This is a genomic window from Paraburkholderia sp. CI2, from assembly GCF_014201055.1.
GTDB lineage: Bacteria > Pseudomonadota > Gammaproteobacteria > Burkholderiales > Burkholderiaceae > Paraburkholderia > Paraburkholderia tuberum.
This window is the reverse complement of sequence record NZ_JACHDL010000003.1, coordinates 144,793-161,871: the sequence shown is the minus strand read 5'-3', so window position 1 is coordinate 161,871 and position 17,079 is coordinate 144,793. Positions and strand designations below refer to the sequence as shown.

Sequence of the window (17,079 nt, the reverse complement as noted above, 5' to 3'; positions counted from 1 at the left end):
TTAGCGTTTCGCGGCGTTGGAGCGAATGACGAGCAATGCTGTAATCGCCGCGATGATCGTCACCGGCACGCTCGCGCCGATGACGAGCGCTGAGCTCTTTCCCATCGCAAGCAGTTGCCCGGCGGCTACGGGGCCGACAATCGAGCCGACGCGTCCCACCGCCACTGCGGCGCCGACTCCCGTACCACGCACGCTGGTCGGATAGCTGGCGGCGGACAGCGAATACAGCATCGACTGCGCACCGACGACGCCCATTCCGGCAAACAGCACGGCAACGGACAGTGTCTCGATGCTGGCGACTTGCGAAAGCGCGACCAATGCACCGACGATGCACGCATAGATTGCCGTCACTGACAGGCCTTGTCTGAAGCGGTCCATCAGCAGACCGATGCCGAGTACGCCGATCACACTGCCGACGTTGAAAAAGATCTGGGCAATCCCCGCCTGCGAGCGGCTCATGCCGCGCCCCACGGTCAACGAAGGCAGCCAGTTCAGCAGGAAGTAAAGAACGATCAGCGTGCAGAAAAAGCTGATCCAGATACCGATCGTCGCGGCGGCGCGCCCCTCGCCGAACAGGACTTCGCGCGTCGAAAGGAGCGGCTTGTCCGCCGTCGTGAATTCCCGCGATTCGGTGGCGAATTCGCGCGACTCAGGCAGCAATGCCATCAGCAGCGGAATGATGATCAGCGGTCCGGCTCCGCCCACGTAGAAGATATGACGCCACGCGGTAGCACCCGCGCTCAGTACGGCGATCAATGCGGCAAGCGCGCCGCCGAGCGGCATACCGCAATACATGACGCTAACCGCGGTGTTGCGGTGACGCGGATCGACCGCCTCGGACGACAACGCGATCAGGTTCGGCATCGCGCCGCCGAGCCCGATGCCCGTCAGCACGCGAGCAATCAGCAGACTTTCGAAACTCCAGACTTGCGCGGTCGCAATCGAGAAGATGCCGAATATCGCCATCGAGATCATCAGAACGCGCTTGCGGCCGATCCGGTCGGCGAGTCTGCCACCGATCGTCGCGCCCGGCAAAAGCCCCAGCATGCCGGCGCTGAAAGCGAGCCCCAACTGGCTGACCGACAAGCCGAACTCGTGCGCCATTCGAGGCGCCGCGACGCCAGTGGACTGCAGGTCGATACCCTCCAGCACCGCGACGAGAAAGCACAATGCCAACGTTAGTGCAGTACTGGAGCCCACCGCACTCGACCGATTAGCAACACTTGACATGACGTCTCCTTCACCTTTGATTGAATTGCCAGAGGCGAGCCACGCTTCGTTCTTCGACGAAGCGGCCATGGGAAGGAGAAGATTTCTGACAATGATCTTGCGCCACTTATCAGACTCCTTCCCACAGCGCCCCCGGAATTGATGATGAGTCTAGTCTCAGGATGCCTGATATTGAAAGTAGAATATGATATGCCTGGTAGAAACACCTAAGGCAACCTGATAATGATCAAGACAATGGAGAAGCGGCGAACGCCCCTTGCCAAACAGGCCGGTTCAACGAAAACCGGTGCGCCACCTTCCCGCGTTTCCTATGTGGTCGGCCAACTCGACCGCCTGCTCAAACGCAGTTTGATCGATGTACTGGGTGAATTCGGGCTGACCTTGCCTCAGTTCACCGCGCTCTCCGTCATCAGCGCCAGCGGCGCGATGACCAATGCGAAACTCGCCGAACGCTCGTTCATCACGCCGCAGTCGGCCAACGAAGTTGTCAAGACGATGGAAGCCAACGGTTGGGTCGGACGCGTGGGGCATCCTACCCACGGTCGACTGATTCATCTGTTTCTGACCGACGAAGGGCGTCGGGTACTGCAGGAATGCGATTCGGCGATCGACGCGCTCGAAGCGTCCATGCTGGACGGAGTAACGGAAATCCCGGTCGATACGCTGCGCAAGGTGCTGCAGCGATGTGTGTCGAATCTGCGCGGTTGAATGGACGTTCCCAATGATAAAAGAGTCGCACTCGAATGGAGCGCGACTCTATTTCTTTCGCCTGATGGAAGCAGGAAAACCTCAGCGACCGCCCGTCGATCTCGCTGAGACGCAGGCCTTTGGTTTCCCTTACCGATCGCTCCACCTACCGCGATCGTCTGCCGCATTCGGGCTGATTTCCGTTCAGCTCAGTGAAATCCCTGGTCGGCATTTAGCCGCGTATTACCTGGCCCACTGCGTCGATCGCTATATTGCTTCTCAACGGCCGCCGCCTTCACACCGCGATAGCGCGTCCGCCTCGCCATTTCCCACCCCATTCGAGAGGAGACGAAGCATGTCAAAGCGAATTCTTATCATCGCCGGCGATTTCGTCGAAGATTATGAGCTGATGGTGCCGTTTCAGGCACTGGCGGCAGTCGGGCATTCGGTGGACGTCGTCGCGCCCGGCAAGCGCGCGGGCGACGCGATTCGCACCGCCATCCACGACTTCGAAGGCGATCAGACCTACACCGAAAAGCGTGGCCATAACTTCACGCTGAACGCCGATTTCGCGTCGGTGAACCCCGCCCAATATGACGCGCTGCTCGTGCCCGGCGGCCGCGCCCCCGAATATCTGCGGCTCAACGACGAGGTGATCGGCTGGGTGCGCCAATTCGCCGAAGCGAAGAAGCCGATTGCCGCGGTCTGCCACGGCGCGCAACTGCTGGCTGCGGCAGGTGTGATCGAAGGCCGGCGCATCTCGGCGTATCCGGCCTGCGCGCCCGAAGTGAAGCTCGCGGGCGCGCAGTACGTGGCGCTCGACTGGCCTGACGCGATCACCGACGAGAACTTCGTCACCGCGCCCGCATGGACCTCGCACGTGAACTGGCTTGCGCAGTTCCTTGCGCTGCTGGGCACGCGCATCGCGCATTGAAGGAGCGCGCCTCGACCGAGGCGCGGCGCGGGCGACCAACCGTGTTAGGCTCGATCACGACGGCATGAGCGCCCGCGCCGCGCGCTTCGCGTCCTGCGACGTCATCATTCGCGAGAAAGGCTGAACGTATGTGCAACGTCTATGTCAACGCTGATCCGATCCTCTACGAGTCGCGTACGCGCGCGCTGCGCATTCATGGCGTCGTGACCACGGTGAGGCTCGAAAATCTCTTCTGGGACGTGCTTCGGGAAATCGCCAACCGCGAGAACGTGACGACGACCCAGTTCGTAGTGAAGCTTCACGACGAACTGGTCGCCTTGCGTGGCGAAGAGCCGTTGAATTTCGCGTCTTTTTTGCGCGTGTGCTGTTTGCGCTATCTATCGACGAGCGCCGCCCGCAACGAGGCCGCTGGCGACGTGTCGCTCAACGCCCCGTTTCAACCCAGAGTCGTGAAGACGGCTGTTTGACGGCTTCCGTCGCAACGGCTGGCTAGCGCGGTGCGGTCCAGTCACGCGACGTACTGTCTCGACGCGTCAGTCAACCGACGCATCGCAGGCGCAATCAAGGGAAGCCGCCGTGGCCGGCCGTTCCCATACAGCAAGCCGTTGCAGTGCCACGAGGCCCAGTAGCGCGAGTCCAAGTCCCAGCGTGAAGTCAGCGTGAACGCCCGCACGGTCGACAATGGTGCCCCCCACTGCCGAGCCCACCGCAATCGCCACCTGGATGATGCTGACGAACATGGCCGACCCCGCTTCGGGCAGGTCTGTCGTGCCGCGCTGAATCCACACGCTGAAGCAAAGCGGAAGCGCTCCGAACGCGATTCCCCACAGCAGCATCCCCGCGGTCTCGCCGATCGGCGAATGTTCGAGCAGCAACATCGACGACATCGCGCCCAATAGCAGCAGAACCATCGCGGCGACGGATTTCTTTAGATGGTCCGAAATCACCATCGATGTCAACGCATTGGAGAAGAAGCCGATCAGACCGAATCCGAACAGCAACAGCGTGATGGCGCTCAACGAGAAGTCGTGTTCGAGCAGCGGCGCAATATACGTGTAGGTCGAGAAATGCGCGCCGAAGACGAGCGCGACCATCACCATGCTCAACCTCGTATGAGGCCGGACAAGCAGGGTTTTGAAATCGGCGATCCGCAACGCCGATGCCGACGGCAACGAAGGCACGAGGAACGCCTGCGCCAGTAAGGCGAGCGACACGAGGCCCGCGGTGGCGGCGAACGCCATGCGCCACGATGCAAACGATGCGATGAACGTCCCGAGCGGCACGCCGATCACGGTTGCGCAGGTCACGCCGGTCAGAATGGTCGCGGTCGCTTTGGCGGCGTCCTTTGCTTGCACGAGTCGAGGAGCCGCCGCCGTCGCCAGAGTCCAGAAGCCACCCAGCGCGCCGCCAAGCAGAGCCCGTCCTACGAGCATGATCGCGAGGTTCGGTGCGATGGCACACACGACGTTCGCGATCAACAGTACCGCAGTGAGGAGCAGGAAAACGTACCGGCGGTCCATGCGGCCCGCGCTGACTATCAGCGTCGGCGCCAATATCGCGGCCATCACGCCGGGCGTGGTGACCATGAGGCCTGCGACACCGGTCGACACGCCGAGGTCGTGTGCGATTTGCGGCAACAGCCCGACAGGCAAAAACTCGGCCGTGACGAAGGCGAATGCGCTTACCGCTACCGCTATGACCGAGAGCCATTGACCCGCGGAGGTTGAATGTCCTTCCAACGATGCCGGGATTGCAGGTGTATCGATTTGCATGACGACCTTGATGCCAGATTGAAGTCTCGTACTTTAGACTGGGTCTCATGTCCGAAAAAGAGTCGTCCGATGAAAAGACTAGAAGGTGTGGCTGAACAATGCCTCTGCGGCGATATCTCGCTATGAGTCAGCTAGTCCCGTGAAACGACCGCGTACGGCTCTTCCATATGCGTCGGCACGGAAGCGTTCGCCATCAGCAACGTGATGCGCATTGGCCAGACCATCGACGCTCCTACTGTTTTCTTGACAGTCTTCCACAATGTTACGAGGTCTCGTAAGTCGCGCCGCCGTGCGTTCTCAGGGCCGCCATAGAGGTATTGCAGCGTTCGCGGCGGTTTGAGGGCTTCGTTTTTTGCAGCGTGCAATGGAGCCCCCGTGATAGGTATACCAACTGATCTGATCGCACCAGGGAGGCGGATGGCGATTGACTTGAAAGTGGGGGCCCGTCGGAGCTGCACGCTCTACACGCGGCACGAATATCGCGGCAACACGTCCAGCGACGAGGTGCGCACCGGCCGCCAGTTCATTACTTCGGCGAGTTCATGGGAGCTCACGCGCGACGCGAGCCAGCTAGCCCGGCTCGCCAGGTTCATGCGCCATGCTCAGGGCGGCGCATATGCAAGCGGCCCCGCGCCTGAGCAACTCGTTCGAGCGCTACAGTGCGCCGTCGAGAGCGGCGATGTGATTGCTGTCGTGCCTAAGCCGCGAGCCTCTGGCGCACGCAGTTCGCCCATTGAGCAGACGGTCCGGCCGTACTATGCGACCGTCACGCCGTCGCAGCTCTTCCGGCGCGCGCTGGCCGCCGTGCCTGCCGCGCGGTCATTCGAGCGTCCCATACTGCCGCGGCTGGCCGCCGACGATGGTCTCGCGATCTGGTACGCTCGCCCCGGCGACGTGCTACCCGATGGGACCATCGCCACGCCGGTCTCAACGCCGCTGGGCGATGCGCAGCCGTTCGAGTACTCGCCCGACCAGGTAGACGAAGGTTCATTCGATGTAGCCAAGACTCCGAACCTCGGAGACCCGGGAACCTGGTACACAAACCCAGGTAGCGGGCAAATGCGGCTGTACGGGGATGATAGAAAGCCGGTCGTTGATCTCGACTTTGACCATGTACACAACGGATTGAAGCCCCACGCGCACAATTGGGACAACGGTGTGCGAGATGGCGGCGATTATGTTGTTCCATTCAGCCCCTGGAGTCCCTGAAGGAATTACGCGATGGACCTTATCAAGAAATTCAATGCGTTCCACGACTGGTATTTGATGGGCGTATCCGCGGACCGTGAGGCAAGCATCGTTGAGCTTGCCTTGATGTTCGACAACAGGAAAGACCGGGTTCGCGTTCAATTCAAGGGCGCGACGCGCTGTCTTGCGAACGATTTCCTCATCCAGAACGTTATTTATGAAGTAAAGGTACTCACGGATTTCCAGTCCCCTGATTATCAGCGCGCCCTCCATGCGCTAGAAAAATCATATTTCGGGAAAGAGAACCGCCCCAATATGCCGATTGCATCTGTAGGCGCCTCGTTGGGCGCGGAATTGCTCATCGAGTTCGATACGGTGGATGTCGTCACGGATCTACTCTGAACAGCAAGGGTGAGCGTCTTGTCGGGCCGCCGCCTTTCGCTAAACGGATAAAACACAGATTAATGAACGCGTCACACGCCAATTAATAAAGACCCTCCATCTCCCGCCAGGAAATTGCAAATTTCAGGCGTTCCCGTCCGAAATCGTCTTGTCTTGCAATCTGCGCTCAGTAACATATGCTCTTTTTCAGAGCGCTTTCCGGGTCCTTTTTTCCGGGACCAAGGTGCAAAAGGTTGCGCACGGGTGCGAGGCGGCCCGGCAAATGCAAACAGCGCCGTCGGAGCGCGCCTGACGTTTCTCCATTCATCCCGGTCGAGGCGGCGCGGGCGCACACGGGCGACGTGCGCGACCTTGTTTGGTTTCCCGAGTTTTTGTCACCGACGCTTTTGTAACGTCCGCCGCTCACAAGTGGGTGAGCGGCGTGAGCGGCAATGGTGCCGACCGCACGTGTGAATGTCGCGCCCATGCGGCTCGAGTCGAGCCACCTGAGGCGAGCGTCAATGTACAAGGAGTCCTGGCGATGAAAGCTCCTCAGCGTCCTCAGCGCATCGGGTTGATGGCGCCACTGTCGGGCGTACTGGTTCCTCTCGAGAGCGTGCCCGATCCGGTCTTCGCCCAGAAGATGGTCGGCGATGGCGTGTCGATCGATCCGACCTCGGATGAACTGCTGTCGCCGCTTGCCGGCAAGGTCACGCAACTCCATAGCGCTGGCCACGCCACGACGATCACCGGCGACAACGGTCTGCAAGTGCTGCTGCACATCGGGCTCGACACCGTGTTGCTGCGCGGCGAGGGCTTCATGCCGTTGGTCAAGGAAGGCGACGCCGTCGCGACGGGCACGCCGCTGATCCGCTTCGACCCAATCGCGGTCGGCGCAAAAGCAACCAGCCTGCTCACGCAAATGGTGATCGCCAATGGCGATCTCGTCACGCGCTACGTTCCCGCGAAAGGGCTCGTCGTCGCCGGCACCGACGTCGCGCTGTACGTCGAGCTGGTCGGCAGCATGGAGGACAAGGACACGGCCAGCGCCACCGGCGCGATCTTCTCCGACGAGATCACGCTGCCGAATCCAGCGGGCCTGCATGCACGGCCCGCCGCGGTCGTCGCGGTCGAGGCGAAGAAATTCAAGTCCGAGATCCGGCTGCTGCGCGGCGATGCCAGCGCAAATGCCAAGTCCGTCGTCGCGATCATGGGGCTCGCAACGAAGTTCGGCGACAAGCTGCGCGTCGAGGCCCGCGGTCCCGACGCGGCGGAGGCGGCCAGCACCGTCGCGCGTCTGCTTGGCGAGGGATCGGGCGAAAAGCCCGGCGATGCGCCCGCACCTGCGGCGGCTGCGCCGGTGCCAGCACCGACCGAAGCGGCTCCCGCCGACACCAACGAATTCATCGGCGTATCCGCTTCGCCAGGGCTTTCGGTCGGCAGGATCGTGCAGTTCCGCCAGCAGGTCATCGAGGTGAACGAAGCGGGCGAGTCGCCGCAACGCGAACGGGCGCAACTCGAAGCGGCCCAGCATCAGGCGCGTCAGCAGATCGAGGCGCTCAAGGCGACGCTCACCGATCCGTCGAAAGCGCAGATTCTCGACGCGCATCTCGAACTGCTGGACGATCCTGGCCTCAACGACGCCGCGATCAGCAGCATCAGCGCGGGAAAGGGCGCGGGGTTCGCGTGGCGCGATGCGTTCCAGAACCATGCAAGCACGCTCGAAAAGCTCGACAATCCGCTGCTGCGCGAACGCGCCGGCGATATCCGCGACGTCGGCCGCCGTGTGCTCGCGCTGCTCGCCGGCGTGAAGCAGGCGCAGATCGACGTGCCGGACGAATCGATCCTGATTGCCGAGGAACTGTCGCCGTCCGACACCACGTCGCTCGATCGCAGCAAGGTGCTCGGCTTTTGCACGACGAGCGGCGGCGCGACGAGCCACGTCGCGATCCTCGCGCGCTCGCTCGGCATTCCGGCGATCTGCGGTATCGACGCGCGCGCGCTGCAACTCGCCGACGGCACGCCCGTCGTGCTCGACGGTTCGCGCGGCAGCTTGCGGCGCAACCCGAGCGCCGAGGAACTCGAGAAGGCGCGCGAACGCATCAGCCGCCAGGCCGCCAAACGCGAAGACGAAAAGCTCGCGGCAACCAAACTCGCAATGACGGCCGACGGCCACCGCGTCGAGGTCGTCGCGAACATCCGCAATGCGCAGGAAGCACGCGACGCGGTCGCGGCCGGCGCCGAAGGTGTGGGCCTGTTGCGCTCCGAGTTCCTGTTCGACGCGCGAGACACCGCGCCCACCGAAGACGAACAGGCCGCCGAATATTGCGCCGTCGCCGAAGCGCTTGGCCGCGAGCGGCCGCTCGTGGTCCGCACGCTCGACGTCGGCGGCGACAAACCGCTGTCGTATCTGCCGCTGCCGAAGGAAGACAACCCGTTTCTCGGCCTGCGCGGTGTGCGCGTGAGCCTGGCGCGTCCCGACATCTTCCGCACGCAACTGCGCGCGATCCTGCGCGCGGCGCCGCTTGGGCATCTGCACGTGATGTTCCCGATGATCGCCGCGATCGAGGAGGTGCGGGCAGCGCGCAAGATCCTGCTCGAAGAAGCCGGCGATCGCGCGGCGAGCGTAAAAGTCGGCGTCATGATCGAAGTCCCCGCGGCCGCGCTGATCGCCGAGCCGCTCGCACGCGAAGTCGATTTCTTCTCGATCGGCACGAACGATCTCACGCAATACACGCTCGCGATGGACCGCGGCCATCCGCAACTCGCGAAGCAGGCCGACGCGCTGCACCCGGCGGTGTTGCGTCTGATCGGCATGACGGTCGACGGTGCGCGCAAGCATGGCAAATGGGTCGGCATTTGCGGCGGCATCGCGTCGGATGCGATGGCGGTGCCGGTGCTCGTCGGCCTTGGCATCGACGAGCTTTCGGTGAGCATTCCGGCGATCGGTTCGATCAAGGCTCAGCTTGCACGCGTGACGACCGAAGAAGCCAGGAAGCTCGCCGCCGAGGTGCTGTGTCTGGGCACCGCCGCGGAAGTCCGCGCGCATCTGTCGCGCTTTGCCGAGTGAGCGGATCAACAGGAGATCAGCCATGTTCTCGCATGCCTTCGGAGTCTTGCAGAAGATCGGCAAATCGCTGATGCTGCCCGTCGCCGTGCTCCCGGTGGCCGGCCTGCTGCTCGGTCTCGGCGCCACCGACTTTCACGGTTACGTGCCGGCCGTCGTGCTCGCGCTGATGAAGAACGCGGGCGACGTGATCTTCGGCAACCTGCCGCTGATCTTCGCGATCGGCGTCGCGCTCGGCTTCACCGAGAACGATGGCGTCTCGGGCATCGCCGCAACGATCGGATATCTGGTGATGACGGCCACCTTGGGTGTGATCGGCAAGCTCCAGGGCGTCGAAACCGACACGATCATGGGCATACCGTCGATCCAGACCGGCGTGTTCGGCGGCATCCTCGCCGGCGGTCTTGCGGCATGGATGTTCAACCGCTACTACCGGATCACGTTGCCGCCCTATCTCGGTTTCTTCGCCGGCAAGCGCTTCGTGCCGATCGTGACCGCGATCGGCTCGATCGTGCTCGGCGCGATCCTGTCTTTCGTGTGGCCGCCGATCGGCAGCGCAATCAAGGCCTTTTCGCATTGGGCGGCGGTTTCCGACCCGCGCACCGCCGCGACGGTCTACGGTTTCGTCGAACGTCTGCTGATTCCGTTCGGCCTGCATCACATCTGGAACGTGCCGTTCTTCTTCGAAATGGGCAGCTACCTCGACCCGACGACCGGCAAGACGGTTCACGGCGACATCACCCGTTTTTTCGCGGGCGACCGGACCGCGGGCATCCTGGCGGGCGCGTTCCTGTTCAAGATGTTCGGCCTGCCGGCCGCGGCGATCGCGATCTGGCATTGCGCGAAGCCGGAGAAGAAGGTGGCCGTCGGCGGCATGATGGTCTCGGCCGCGCTGACTTCTTTCCTCACCGGCATCACCGAGCCGATCGAATTCGCGTTCCTGTTCGTCGCGCCGGTGCTTTACCTGATTCACGCATGCCTCGCGGCGTCGGCGCAGTTCGTGGCGAACACACTGGGCATGCGCATGGGCTTCACGTTTTCGCAGGGCGGCATCGATTTTCTGATGTTCAACCTGATCGGCGGGAAGGCCACGCACGCGTGGTACGTTTTCATCCTTGGTCCAATTTACGCGGTGATCTATTACGGCGTGTTCCGCTTCGTCATCACGCGTTTCAACCTCAAGACACCCGGCCGCGAGGACGACGCGGCGGAAACAGCGGCGGTTGCCGCGAGCGGCGCGGGAGGACGTTCGCGCGAACTCGTACTCGCCTTTGGCGGTCGCTCCAATATCACGAGTCTCGACGCTTGCATCACGCGGCTGCGCATCTCCGTGAAGGACCCGGCGGGCGTCGACGAACGCAAGCTCAAGGCGCTCGGTGCCGCGGGTGTGGTGCGCGTGGGCAACGGCGTGCAGGCGATCTTCGGGCCGTTGTCGGAGAACATGAAAACCGACATGCAGGACTATCTGAAGACAGCGGGCGCCGAAGCGGATTTGCCGGCGGCGGGGGTGCCTGGTGTGGAAAGCGCAGCGGCGGCGGCTCCAGCAGCTGTGGCCGCCTCGGTGCAAAACTCGCCGCAGGAAACGGAGCGCGCGGAAAAGATTCGTGCGGCGCTGGGCGGCGCGGCCAACATCAGGAAGCTCGACGCGCTGGCGGCCACGCGGTTGCGTGTCGAGCTATCGGACGCGTCGCGCATCGACGCGGCCGCATTGAAAGCGGCGGGCGTGGTCGCGACGCAAGCGTTGAAGAACGGCGCACTCGATCTGATCGTGGGTCTCGGCTCGGGCAACCTCGCAGGCGCAATGCGATAGCAGCAACGAGTATCGTCAGCAACTGCCGTGCGTCGAACGCGAGGCCTACCCGGTGGAAGCGCTCAGTCGCGTTGCTTTGTCCACCTATAGGGGGCGGCATGGAAGCAGCCAGAACTTTCCTCGAAACTCAGCCGCTGTTCGCGCTTTTTCTGACCATCGCGCTTGGCTACCTGGTCGGCGAAATCACTATCAAGGGCGTGGCTCTAGGCTCGGGGGCCGTGCTGTTCGTTGGACTGGCGCTCGGCGCGTTCGCGCCGAAATCCGCGCCGCCGGCGTTGCTGGGCACGCTCGGTCTGCTCCTGTTTCTGTATGGCATCGGCATTCAGTACGGCGCGCAGTTCTTCCGCGGACTCACGAGCCGGGAAGGCGTGAAGGCCAACGCGGCCGCATGTCTGGGCGTGATCGTTTCGGGTCTGGTAGCGTGCGCCTTCATCCATTTCGGCATCACGCTCGCCGATGCGCTCGGCATGTTCGCCGGCAGCGGCACCAGCACGGCGAGCCTGCAGGTTGCCATCGCATCGATGAAAAGCAGCAATGCCGCCGTGGCTTATAGCGTCACCTATCCGTTCGGCGTGGCCGGGCCGATCCTATTCCTCTATGTGCTTAACTCGGTCCTGAAAGCCAAAATACCGAAACCGCCCGCGAAGGTGCTGGAGACCGCGGAAATCGCGCTGCGCAATGCCAGTCTCTTCGGTCTCAAGCTGTCGGAGCTCTCGACTCGCCTGCCTGCCGGCGTAGTGATCGCGGCCGTGCGGCGCGCGCATCACAATCAGTTGCCCAGCGACGACTTCACACTGCGCGCCGACGACGTCCTCCTTGCCACCGCCACCGAGCGCCGCCCGCTCGACGAAGCAACGGCGCTCTGCGGCGAGCTACAGCCCGGGCGTATCTCGAGTCATCGGGAAGACCTGGACTATATGCGCGTGTTCGCGTCGAGTCCGTCAGTCGTCGGCACGGCGCTCGGCAATCTGCGCTTTCCGGATGGCGTGAACTGCGCGGTCGCGCACGTGCGGCGCGGCGACGCCGATCTACTGTCGACGCCAGAGCTCATTCTCGAAGCTGGCGACCGCGTCGGCCTGCTCGTCAGTAGCGCGCATCGCGCGAGGGTCCGCGCGTTTTTCGGCGATTCGATCAAGGGCACGGCCGACCTCAGTTTCATCTGTCTGGGCATCGGCGCGGCAGCGGGGCTGCTGGTCGGCGCGATCCCGCTGCGCGCGCCCGGTCTCGGCGCGTTCAGCCTGGGTCTCGCGGCGTTGCTACTGGTCGCGCTGTGCCTCGGCAAGGCGCGCCGCAGCGGACCGTTCGTGTGGGTGATGCCGCTCTCTGCAAATCTCGTGCTGCGCAATCTCGGGCTGACGATTTTTCTCGCGCAGGTGGGCCTGTCTTGCGGACCGAAGTTCGTCGCGACCGTCGGCAGCGCCGGACCGCTGCTGCTGCTTTATGGCGTGATCACGCTGCTGGTGCTCGTCGGCGTCACGGCTGTGTGCTGCCTGTGGGTCTTCAGACTGTCTTTCGATACATCGGTCGGCGTGATCTGCGGGGCGACCGGCAATCCCGCGATTCTCGCCTTCGCCAACCGCATCGCGCCGACGGATCAGCCCGACGTCATGTACGCGATGATTTTTCCGTCGATGACCATCGTCAAGGTGCTTTTCGTGCAGATCGCCATCGCGATCGCAGCCGGCTAGGCGAGACCGTTATCGCGACCTGCCGCTGTTCGACCCTAAAGCTTCCGTCCTCGTAGACAGCGGCGAACCGCGGAGCGGCGGACAGCCGCAGACTTCCGTGAATATCAGGAATGCCGCTTGCGCCACCTGGAGCCGCGCGACGTAGTCTGGAACCATGATGCGGACGGCTCGGCGATGGAGGCTAGATGAAAGGACGGGTGGCGAGTGCAGGCGTGGCCGTTGTCGTGGTTGCCCTCATGGCCGCATACGGCGGACCCACCGCGCATGCACGGGAGCCCGCGTCGAGTCCCGTCACCGCGCCCATCGCGGCCGGCAGCGATACCGCGGCCGCGGCGCGCGGTGCGAAGCTCGCGGCCGTTGGCAATTGCGTCGCGTGCCACACCGCGACGGGCGGCCTTCCGCTCGCGGGCGGACTGCCACTGCATACACCGTTTGGCGTCATTTACTCGACCAACATCACTCCGGACAACGAGACGGGTATCGGGGGCTGGTCACTCGACGCGTTCGCACGCGCAATGCGGCGCGGCGTGTCCAGCGACGGCCATCTGCTCTATCCCGCGTTCCCCTATCCGCACTTCACGCACATCAGCGATGCCGATATGGGCTCGCTGTATGCGTGGCTGATGAGCCGCGCTCCCGTCAAGGCGCCTGCGCCGCACAACGAGCTGATCTTCCCGCTCGGCTTCAGGCCCCTCATCGCCGTGTGGAATCTTTTTTACCTGCATACCGGTACCGAACCAGCGCCGGCCCCGCCCGAAGCGCCGGACGTCGCACGCGGACGATACCTGGTCGAAAGCCTCGGTCATTGCGGTGCGTGCCACACGCCGCTCGACCGCCTCGGTGCCGAGCGCCGCGACCGCGCGCTGCAAGGCGGCACGATCGACGGATGGGACGCGCCCGCGCTGACGGACCTCGCGTCACGCCCCACGCCCTGGACGCAGGCACAGCTCGCCAGCTATCTGCGCACGGGCCTCGCGAGCGCCCATGGGGCGGCGGCGGGTCCGATGCGCCCCGTCACGCGCATGCTCGCCGACGCATCCGCCTCCGACGTAGAGGCAATTGCCGCGTATCTGCTGGCGTTGCCGTCCGGGGGCCCAGGCGTGCCGGAGCATCCGGTCGCCTCGCCCTCCGCTTCCGCCGCGCCCGTGTCCACCGCGCCCGGCGGCGGCGCGAATCTATTCTCCGCGGCCTGTGCATCGTGCCATGCCGAAGGCGCGCCGATGTCGAGCGGGGGCGCTCGACCGTCGCTGTCCCTTTCCACGGCCGTCAACGCCGACAGCCCGCGCAACATGGTCCGCATCATCCTCGATGGAATCGACTGGCACGAAAGCGATAGCGCGCCCTTCATGCCATCATTCGCCAACACATTCACGGATGCGCAGATAGCGGAGCTCGCCAACTACACGCGCGAACGCTTCACCGCGCGCGACGCGTGGCCCTCGCTCGACGCCGGCGCGGTTGCGCATTTTCGCAAGGACGGCCTGCCACGATGATCACGCTCAACGTCAACGGAGTCAGTCATACGGTCGATGTCGACCCGTCAACGCCGCTGCTCTACGTGCTGCGCAACCAGTTGCAGCTCGATGGCGCGAAGTTCGGCTGCGGTCTCGGTCAATGCGGCGCATGCACGGTCAGCGTCGGCGGCGAACCGGTGTTCTCGTGCCTCATGCCGGTCGTGGCCGTTGGCGACCGGCCAGTGCGAACCGTCGAAGGACTTGGCAGCGCGCAACATCCGGGACCACTTCAGCAAGCCTTCATTGACGAGCAAGCCGCGCAATGCGGCTATTGCATCGCCGGTATGATCATGCGCGCGCACACGCTGCTGGAGCGAACCCCGCACCCAGGCGATGAACAGATCCGCCGCTACATGCAGCCGAACCTGTGCCGCTGCGGCACGCACATGCGCATACTCGCGGCGATCCGGCAAGCCGCGACGGGTTCGCCGCGAACGGACGAAGGAGCGCAGTCGTGAGCGACGGCCCCCCGTGCTCCGTCGCTCACGGCAGCGGCCCCGATGACCCCGCGCGGCGCCGCTTCCTCGTTGGCGGCTCGCTGATGGTGAGCTTCGCGATCGTGCCCGGCATGGCCGCGCTTGCGCAAACCACCACCGAAGCGGGCACCTTCAACGCGAGCACCCCGAAGCTGCCGGGCAGTCTCAAGAGCACGCCGTTGCTCGATGCGTGGATCAAGGTCGCCCCTGACGGCCACGTGAGCGTATTCACGGGCAAGGCGGAGCTTGGCACGGGCATTCGCACCGCGCTGCTGCAGGTCGCCGCGGAAGAGCTGGATCTCGCGCCGCATGCGATCGAGCTGATCACCGCCGACACCGCCGCAACGCCGAACGAAGGCTACACCGCAGGCAGTCACACGATGGCGGACAGCGGCACCGCGATCCTCAACGCCGCCGCTCAGGTACGCGCGCTGCTGGTCGCGAGCGCGGCGTCGCAGTTGGGCGTCGACGCAGCGGCCCTGACGACGCGCGACGGCGCCGTCATTGCCGCCGACGGAAGACGCGTGAGCTATGGCGAAGCCGTGCAATACGCGGACCTCCATCAGAACGCGCAGCCCGACGCGCCGAAAAAGCCGCCATCGGCCTACGCGCTGATTGGCCATATGCTGCCGCGCGTGGATATACCGGGCAAGGTGACGGGCGGCGCGAGCTACGTCCAGGACCTGCGGCCGCACGGCATGCTGCATGCCCGCGTCGTACGGCCGCCGTCTTATGGCGCGAGCCTCGTCGCAGTCGATAGCGGGCGCGTCGAAGCGCTGCCCGGCGTCATCAAGGTCGTGCGCAACGGCAACTACCTAGCGGTGGTCGCCGACGACGAATGGCGCGCGATCCTCGCGATGCGTGAGCTTGCGCTTGCCGCGCAATGGCAGGGCGGGCCGCCGCTGCCCGATCCGGCGAACGTTCACGCCTTGCTGATGAGTCTGCCTTCACAGGAAATCGAGGTGGTCGATCAGGGCGCGGCGACGGGCGCGGCCGCGCCTGTGGCGACGCTGCGGGCGCGCTATTCGAGGCCGTATCTGACGCATGGCTCGATTGGGCCATCGTGCGCTGTCGCGCAGCTCGACAACGATGTGATGACCGTGTGGACGCACACGCAAGGCGTCTATCCGCTGCGTGCGGGAATCGCCGAAATGCTCGCGATGCCACCCGACAAGGTGCGTTGCGTGCATGTGGAAGGTTCGGGCTGCTACGGACACAACGGCGCGGACGATGTCGCGGCCGACGCCGCCCTCGTTGCACGCGAGCTGCCTGGCCGCCCGGTGCGCGTGCAATTGATGCGCGAACAGGAACACATGTGGGAGCCGTTCGGCCCGGCCATGACAGTCGAGGCGAATGCAACGCTCGATTCGGCAGGCACGCTTGCCGACTGGCGCTACGAGCTATGGAGCAACACGCATAACAACCGCATCGAGAATGCGGGCCGCCTGTTGCCCGCGCAGCTCCTTGCGCAACCGTTCACCCCCGCGCCGCCGAAGCCGATTCCGATGCCGGAAGGCGGAGGCGACCGCAACAGCATTCCGCTTTACCGCGTGCCCGGCTTGCACGTGCAGCATCATTTCGTGCCGACGATGCCGATACGCGTCTCTGCCATGCGCTCGCTCGGCGCGCACATGAACGTGTTCGCGATCGAGAGCTTCATCGACGAGCTCGCCAGAGCCGCGCACGCCGACCCCGTGGCGTTTCGCCTCAAACATCTCGATGACCCGCGCGCGCATGGCGTCATTAGCGCCGTAGTCGATCAATTCGGCTGGCGAGCCCGCAGCGCGCGAACGGGCGACTCCAGCCCGCGCTCGCACGGTACCGGCTTTGCGTTTGCCCAATACAAGAACCTGATGGCCTACCTTGCCGTCGCGATGGACGTGACGGTCATGCGCGATACCGGCGAGCTCAGCATCGAGCGTGTCGTAGCAGCCGTCGATTGCGGACAGATCGTCAATCCGGACGGCGTGCGCAATCAGATCGAAGGCGGCATTTTGCAAACCACGAGCTGGACGCTTTATGAAGAAACGCATTTCGACCCGCAACGCATCACGAGCTATGACTGGAGCACTTATCCGATCATGCGCTTCTCGTCCGTACCCAAACGCGTGGACGTGCTGTTGATCGACCGGCCGGGCCTGCCATTCCTCGGGGTCGGGGAAGCGGCGCAAGGCCCGGCCGCCGCGGCGCTCGCGAATGCGATCGACGACGCGACCGGTGTGCGGATCCGCGACTTGCCGTTGCTCGGGACGAAGGGGAAGAACGTGCTCAAGGCATGAGGCTTTCGTTCCGCAAAAGTACAGATACTGGCGTGTAAAAGCCAAATAAGCCT

General features: G+C 64.1%; 13 protein-coding genes. 11 read left to right on the top strand and 2 right to left on the bottom strand.

What is annotated here, in order from left to right:
- Window positions 1–1,230 (bottom strand): 3-(3-hydroxy-phenyl)propionate transporter MhpT, encoded by a 1,230-nt coding sequence (gene mhpT / locus HDG32_RS06335; RefSeq protein WP_184064492.1) that lies wholly within the window; start codon window positions 1,228–1,230, stop codon window positions 1–3.
- A gap of 222 nt (window positions 1,231–1,452) precedes the next feature.
- On the opposite strand from mhpT, the gene HDG32_RS06330 reads away from it, so the two are divergent.
- The 3 genes from HDG32_RS06330 to HDG32_RS06320 all read left to right on the top strand — a co-directional run bounded on the left by HDG32_RS06330 (window position 1,453) and on the right by HDG32_RS06320 (window position 3,318).
- Window positions 1,453–1,938: a MarR family winged helix-turn-helix transcriptional regulator gene (locus HDG32_RS06330; protein ID WP_090808939.1), complete on the top strand. Its 486-nt coding sequence runs from the start codon at window positions 1,453–1,455 to the stop codon at window positions 1,936–1,938.
- 334 nt (window positions 1,939–2,272) lie between these two features.
- Window positions 2,273–2,851: a DJ-1/PfpI family protein gene (locus HDG32_RS06325; RefSeq protein WP_184064488.1), complete on the top strand. Its 579-nt coding sequence runs from the start codon at window positions 2,273–2,275 to the stop codon at window positions 2,849–2,851.
- A 128-nt stretch (window positions 2,852–2,979) separates the two neighbouring features.
- Window positions 2,980–3,318 (top strand): ribbon-helix-helix domain-containing protein, encoded by a 339-nt coding sequence (locus HDG32_RS06320; RefSeq protein ID WP_184052147.1) that lies wholly within the window; start codon window positions 2,980–2,982, stop codon window positions 3,316–3,318.
- Between the two features lie 66 nt (window positions 3,319–3,384).
- On the opposite strand, the gene HDG32_RS06315 is transcribed toward HDG32_RS06320, so the two are convergent.
- On the bottom strand, window positions 3,385–4,623 hold the full coding sequence (locus tag HDG32_RS06315) for an MFS transporter (protein WP_184064485.1): 1,239 nt from the start codon (window positions 4,621–4,623) through the stop codon (window positions 3,385–3,387).
- A 417-nt stretch (window positions 4,624–5,040) separates the two neighbouring features.
- Between HDG32_RS06315 and HDG32_RS06310 the strand changes: the two genes are divergently transcribed.
- From HDG32_RS06310 to HDG32_RS06275, 8 genes are all read left to right on the top strand, one after another.
- The gene (locus tag HDG32_RS06310) at window positions 5,041–5,832 is read left to right on the top strand and encodes a hypothetical protein (RefSeq protein WP_184064482.1); all 792 of its coding nucleotides are present in this window, start codon (window positions 5,041–5,043) and stop codon (window positions 5,830–5,832) included.
- 12 nt (window positions 5,833–5,844) lie between these two features.
- Window positions 5,845–6,213: a hypothetical protein gene (locus tag HDG32_RS06305; RefSeq protein WP_184064479.1), complete on the top strand. Its 369-nt coding sequence runs from the start codon at window positions 5,845–5,847 to the stop codon at window positions 6,211–6,213.
- Between the two features lie 520 nt (window positions 6,214–6,733).
- Window positions 6,734–9,262, top strand: coding sequence for a phosphoenolpyruvate--protein phosphotransferase (ptsP, locus tag HDG32_RS06300; RefSeq protein WP_184064476.1), 2,529 nt, complete (start codon window positions 6,734–6,736; stop codon window positions 9,260–9,262).
- 22 nt (window positions 9,263–9,284) lie between these two features.
- Window positions 9,285–11,069: a PTS glucose transporter subunit IIBC gene (ptsG, locus tag HDG32_RS06295; RefSeq protein ID WP_184064473.1), complete on the top strand. Its 1,785-nt coding sequence runs from the start codon at window positions 9,285–9,287 to the stop codon at window positions 11,067–11,069.
- A gap of 98 nt (window positions 11,070–11,167) precedes the next feature.
- On the top strand, window positions 11,168–12,757 hold the full coding sequence (locus tag HDG32_RS06290) for an aspartate:alanine exchanger family transporter (RefSeq protein WP_184064470.1): 1,590 nt from the start codon (window positions 11,168–11,170) through the stop codon (window positions 12,755–12,757).
- Window positions 12,758–12,942: 185 nt separating this feature from the next.
- Window positions 12,943–14,250 (top strand): cytochrome c, encoded by a 1,308-nt coding sequence (locus tag HDG32_RS06285; RefSeq protein ID WP_184064467.1) that lies wholly within the window; start codon window positions 12,943–12,945, stop codon window positions 14,248–14,250.
- Window positions 14,247–14,729, top strand: a complete 483-nt coding sequence (locus tag HDG32_RS06280) for a (2Fe-2S)-binding protein (RefSeq protein WP_184064464.1) — start codon at window positions 14,247–14,249, stop codon at window positions 14,727–14,729. Before HDG32_RS06285 ends, HDG32_RS06280 begins: the two co-directional genes overlap by 4 nt.
- Window positions 14,726–17,026 (top strand): molybdopterin cofactor-binding domain-containing protein, encoded by a 2,301-nt coding sequence (locus HDG32_RS06275; RefSeq protein WP_184064461.1) that lies wholly within the window; start codon window positions 14,726–14,728, stop codon window positions 17,024–17,026. The genes HDG32_RS06280 and HDG32_RS06275 overlap by 4 nt, the downstream gene beginning before the upstream one ends.
- Window positions 17,027–17,079: the final 53 nt, after the last annotated feature.

Excerpts from the sequence above, each read along its gene's own strand:
- mhpT (WP_184064492.1), bottom strand. The coding sequence starts at position 1,230 with ATGTCAAGTGTTGCTAATCGGTCGAGTGCGGTGGGCTCCAGTACTGCA.
- HDG32_RS06330 (WP_090808939.1), top strand. The coding sequence starts at position 1,453 with ATGATCAAGACAATGGAGAAGCGGCGAACGCCCCTTGCCAAACAGGCC.
- HDG32_RS06325 (WP_184064488.1), top strand. The coding sequence starts at position 2,273 with ATGTCAAAGCGAATTCTTATCATCGCCGGCGATTTCGTCGAAGATTAT.
- HDG32_RS06320 (WP_184052147.1), top strand. The coding sequence starts at position 2,980 with ATGTGCAACGTCTATGTCAACGCTGATCCGATCCTCTACGAGTCGCGT.
- HDG32_RS06315 (WP_184064485.1), bottom strand. The coding sequence starts at position 4,623 with ATGCAAATCGATACACCTGCAATCCCGGCATCGTTGGAAGGACATTCA.
- HDG32_RS06310 (WP_184064482.1), top strand. The coding sequence starts at position 5,041 with ATGGCGATTGACTTGAAAGTGGGGGCCCGTCGGAGCTGCACGCTCTAC.
- HDG32_RS06305 (WP_184064479.1), top strand. The coding sequence starts at position 5,845 with ATGGACCTTATCAAGAAATTCAATGCGTTCCACGACTGGTATTTGATG.
- ptsP (WP_184064476.1), top strand. The coding sequence starts at position 6,734 with ATGAAAGCTCCTCAGCGTCCTCAGCGCATCGGGTTGATGGCGCCACTG.
- ptsG (WP_184064473.1), top strand. The coding sequence starts at position 9,285 with ATGTTCTCGCATGCCTTCGGAGTCTTGCAGAAGATCGGCAAATCGCTG.
- HDG32_RS06290 (WP_184064470.1), top strand. The coding sequence starts at position 11,168 with ATGGAAGCAGCCAGAACTTTCCTCGAAACTCAGCCGCTGTTCGCGCTT.
- HDG32_RS06285 (WP_184064467.1), top strand. The coding sequence starts at position 12,943 with ATGAAAGGACGGGTGGCGAGTGCAGGCGTGGCCGTTGTCGTGGTTGCC.
- HDG32_RS06280 (WP_184064464.1), top strand. The coding sequence starts at position 14,247 with ATGATCACGCTCAACGTCAACGGAGTCAGTCATACGGTCGATGTCGAC.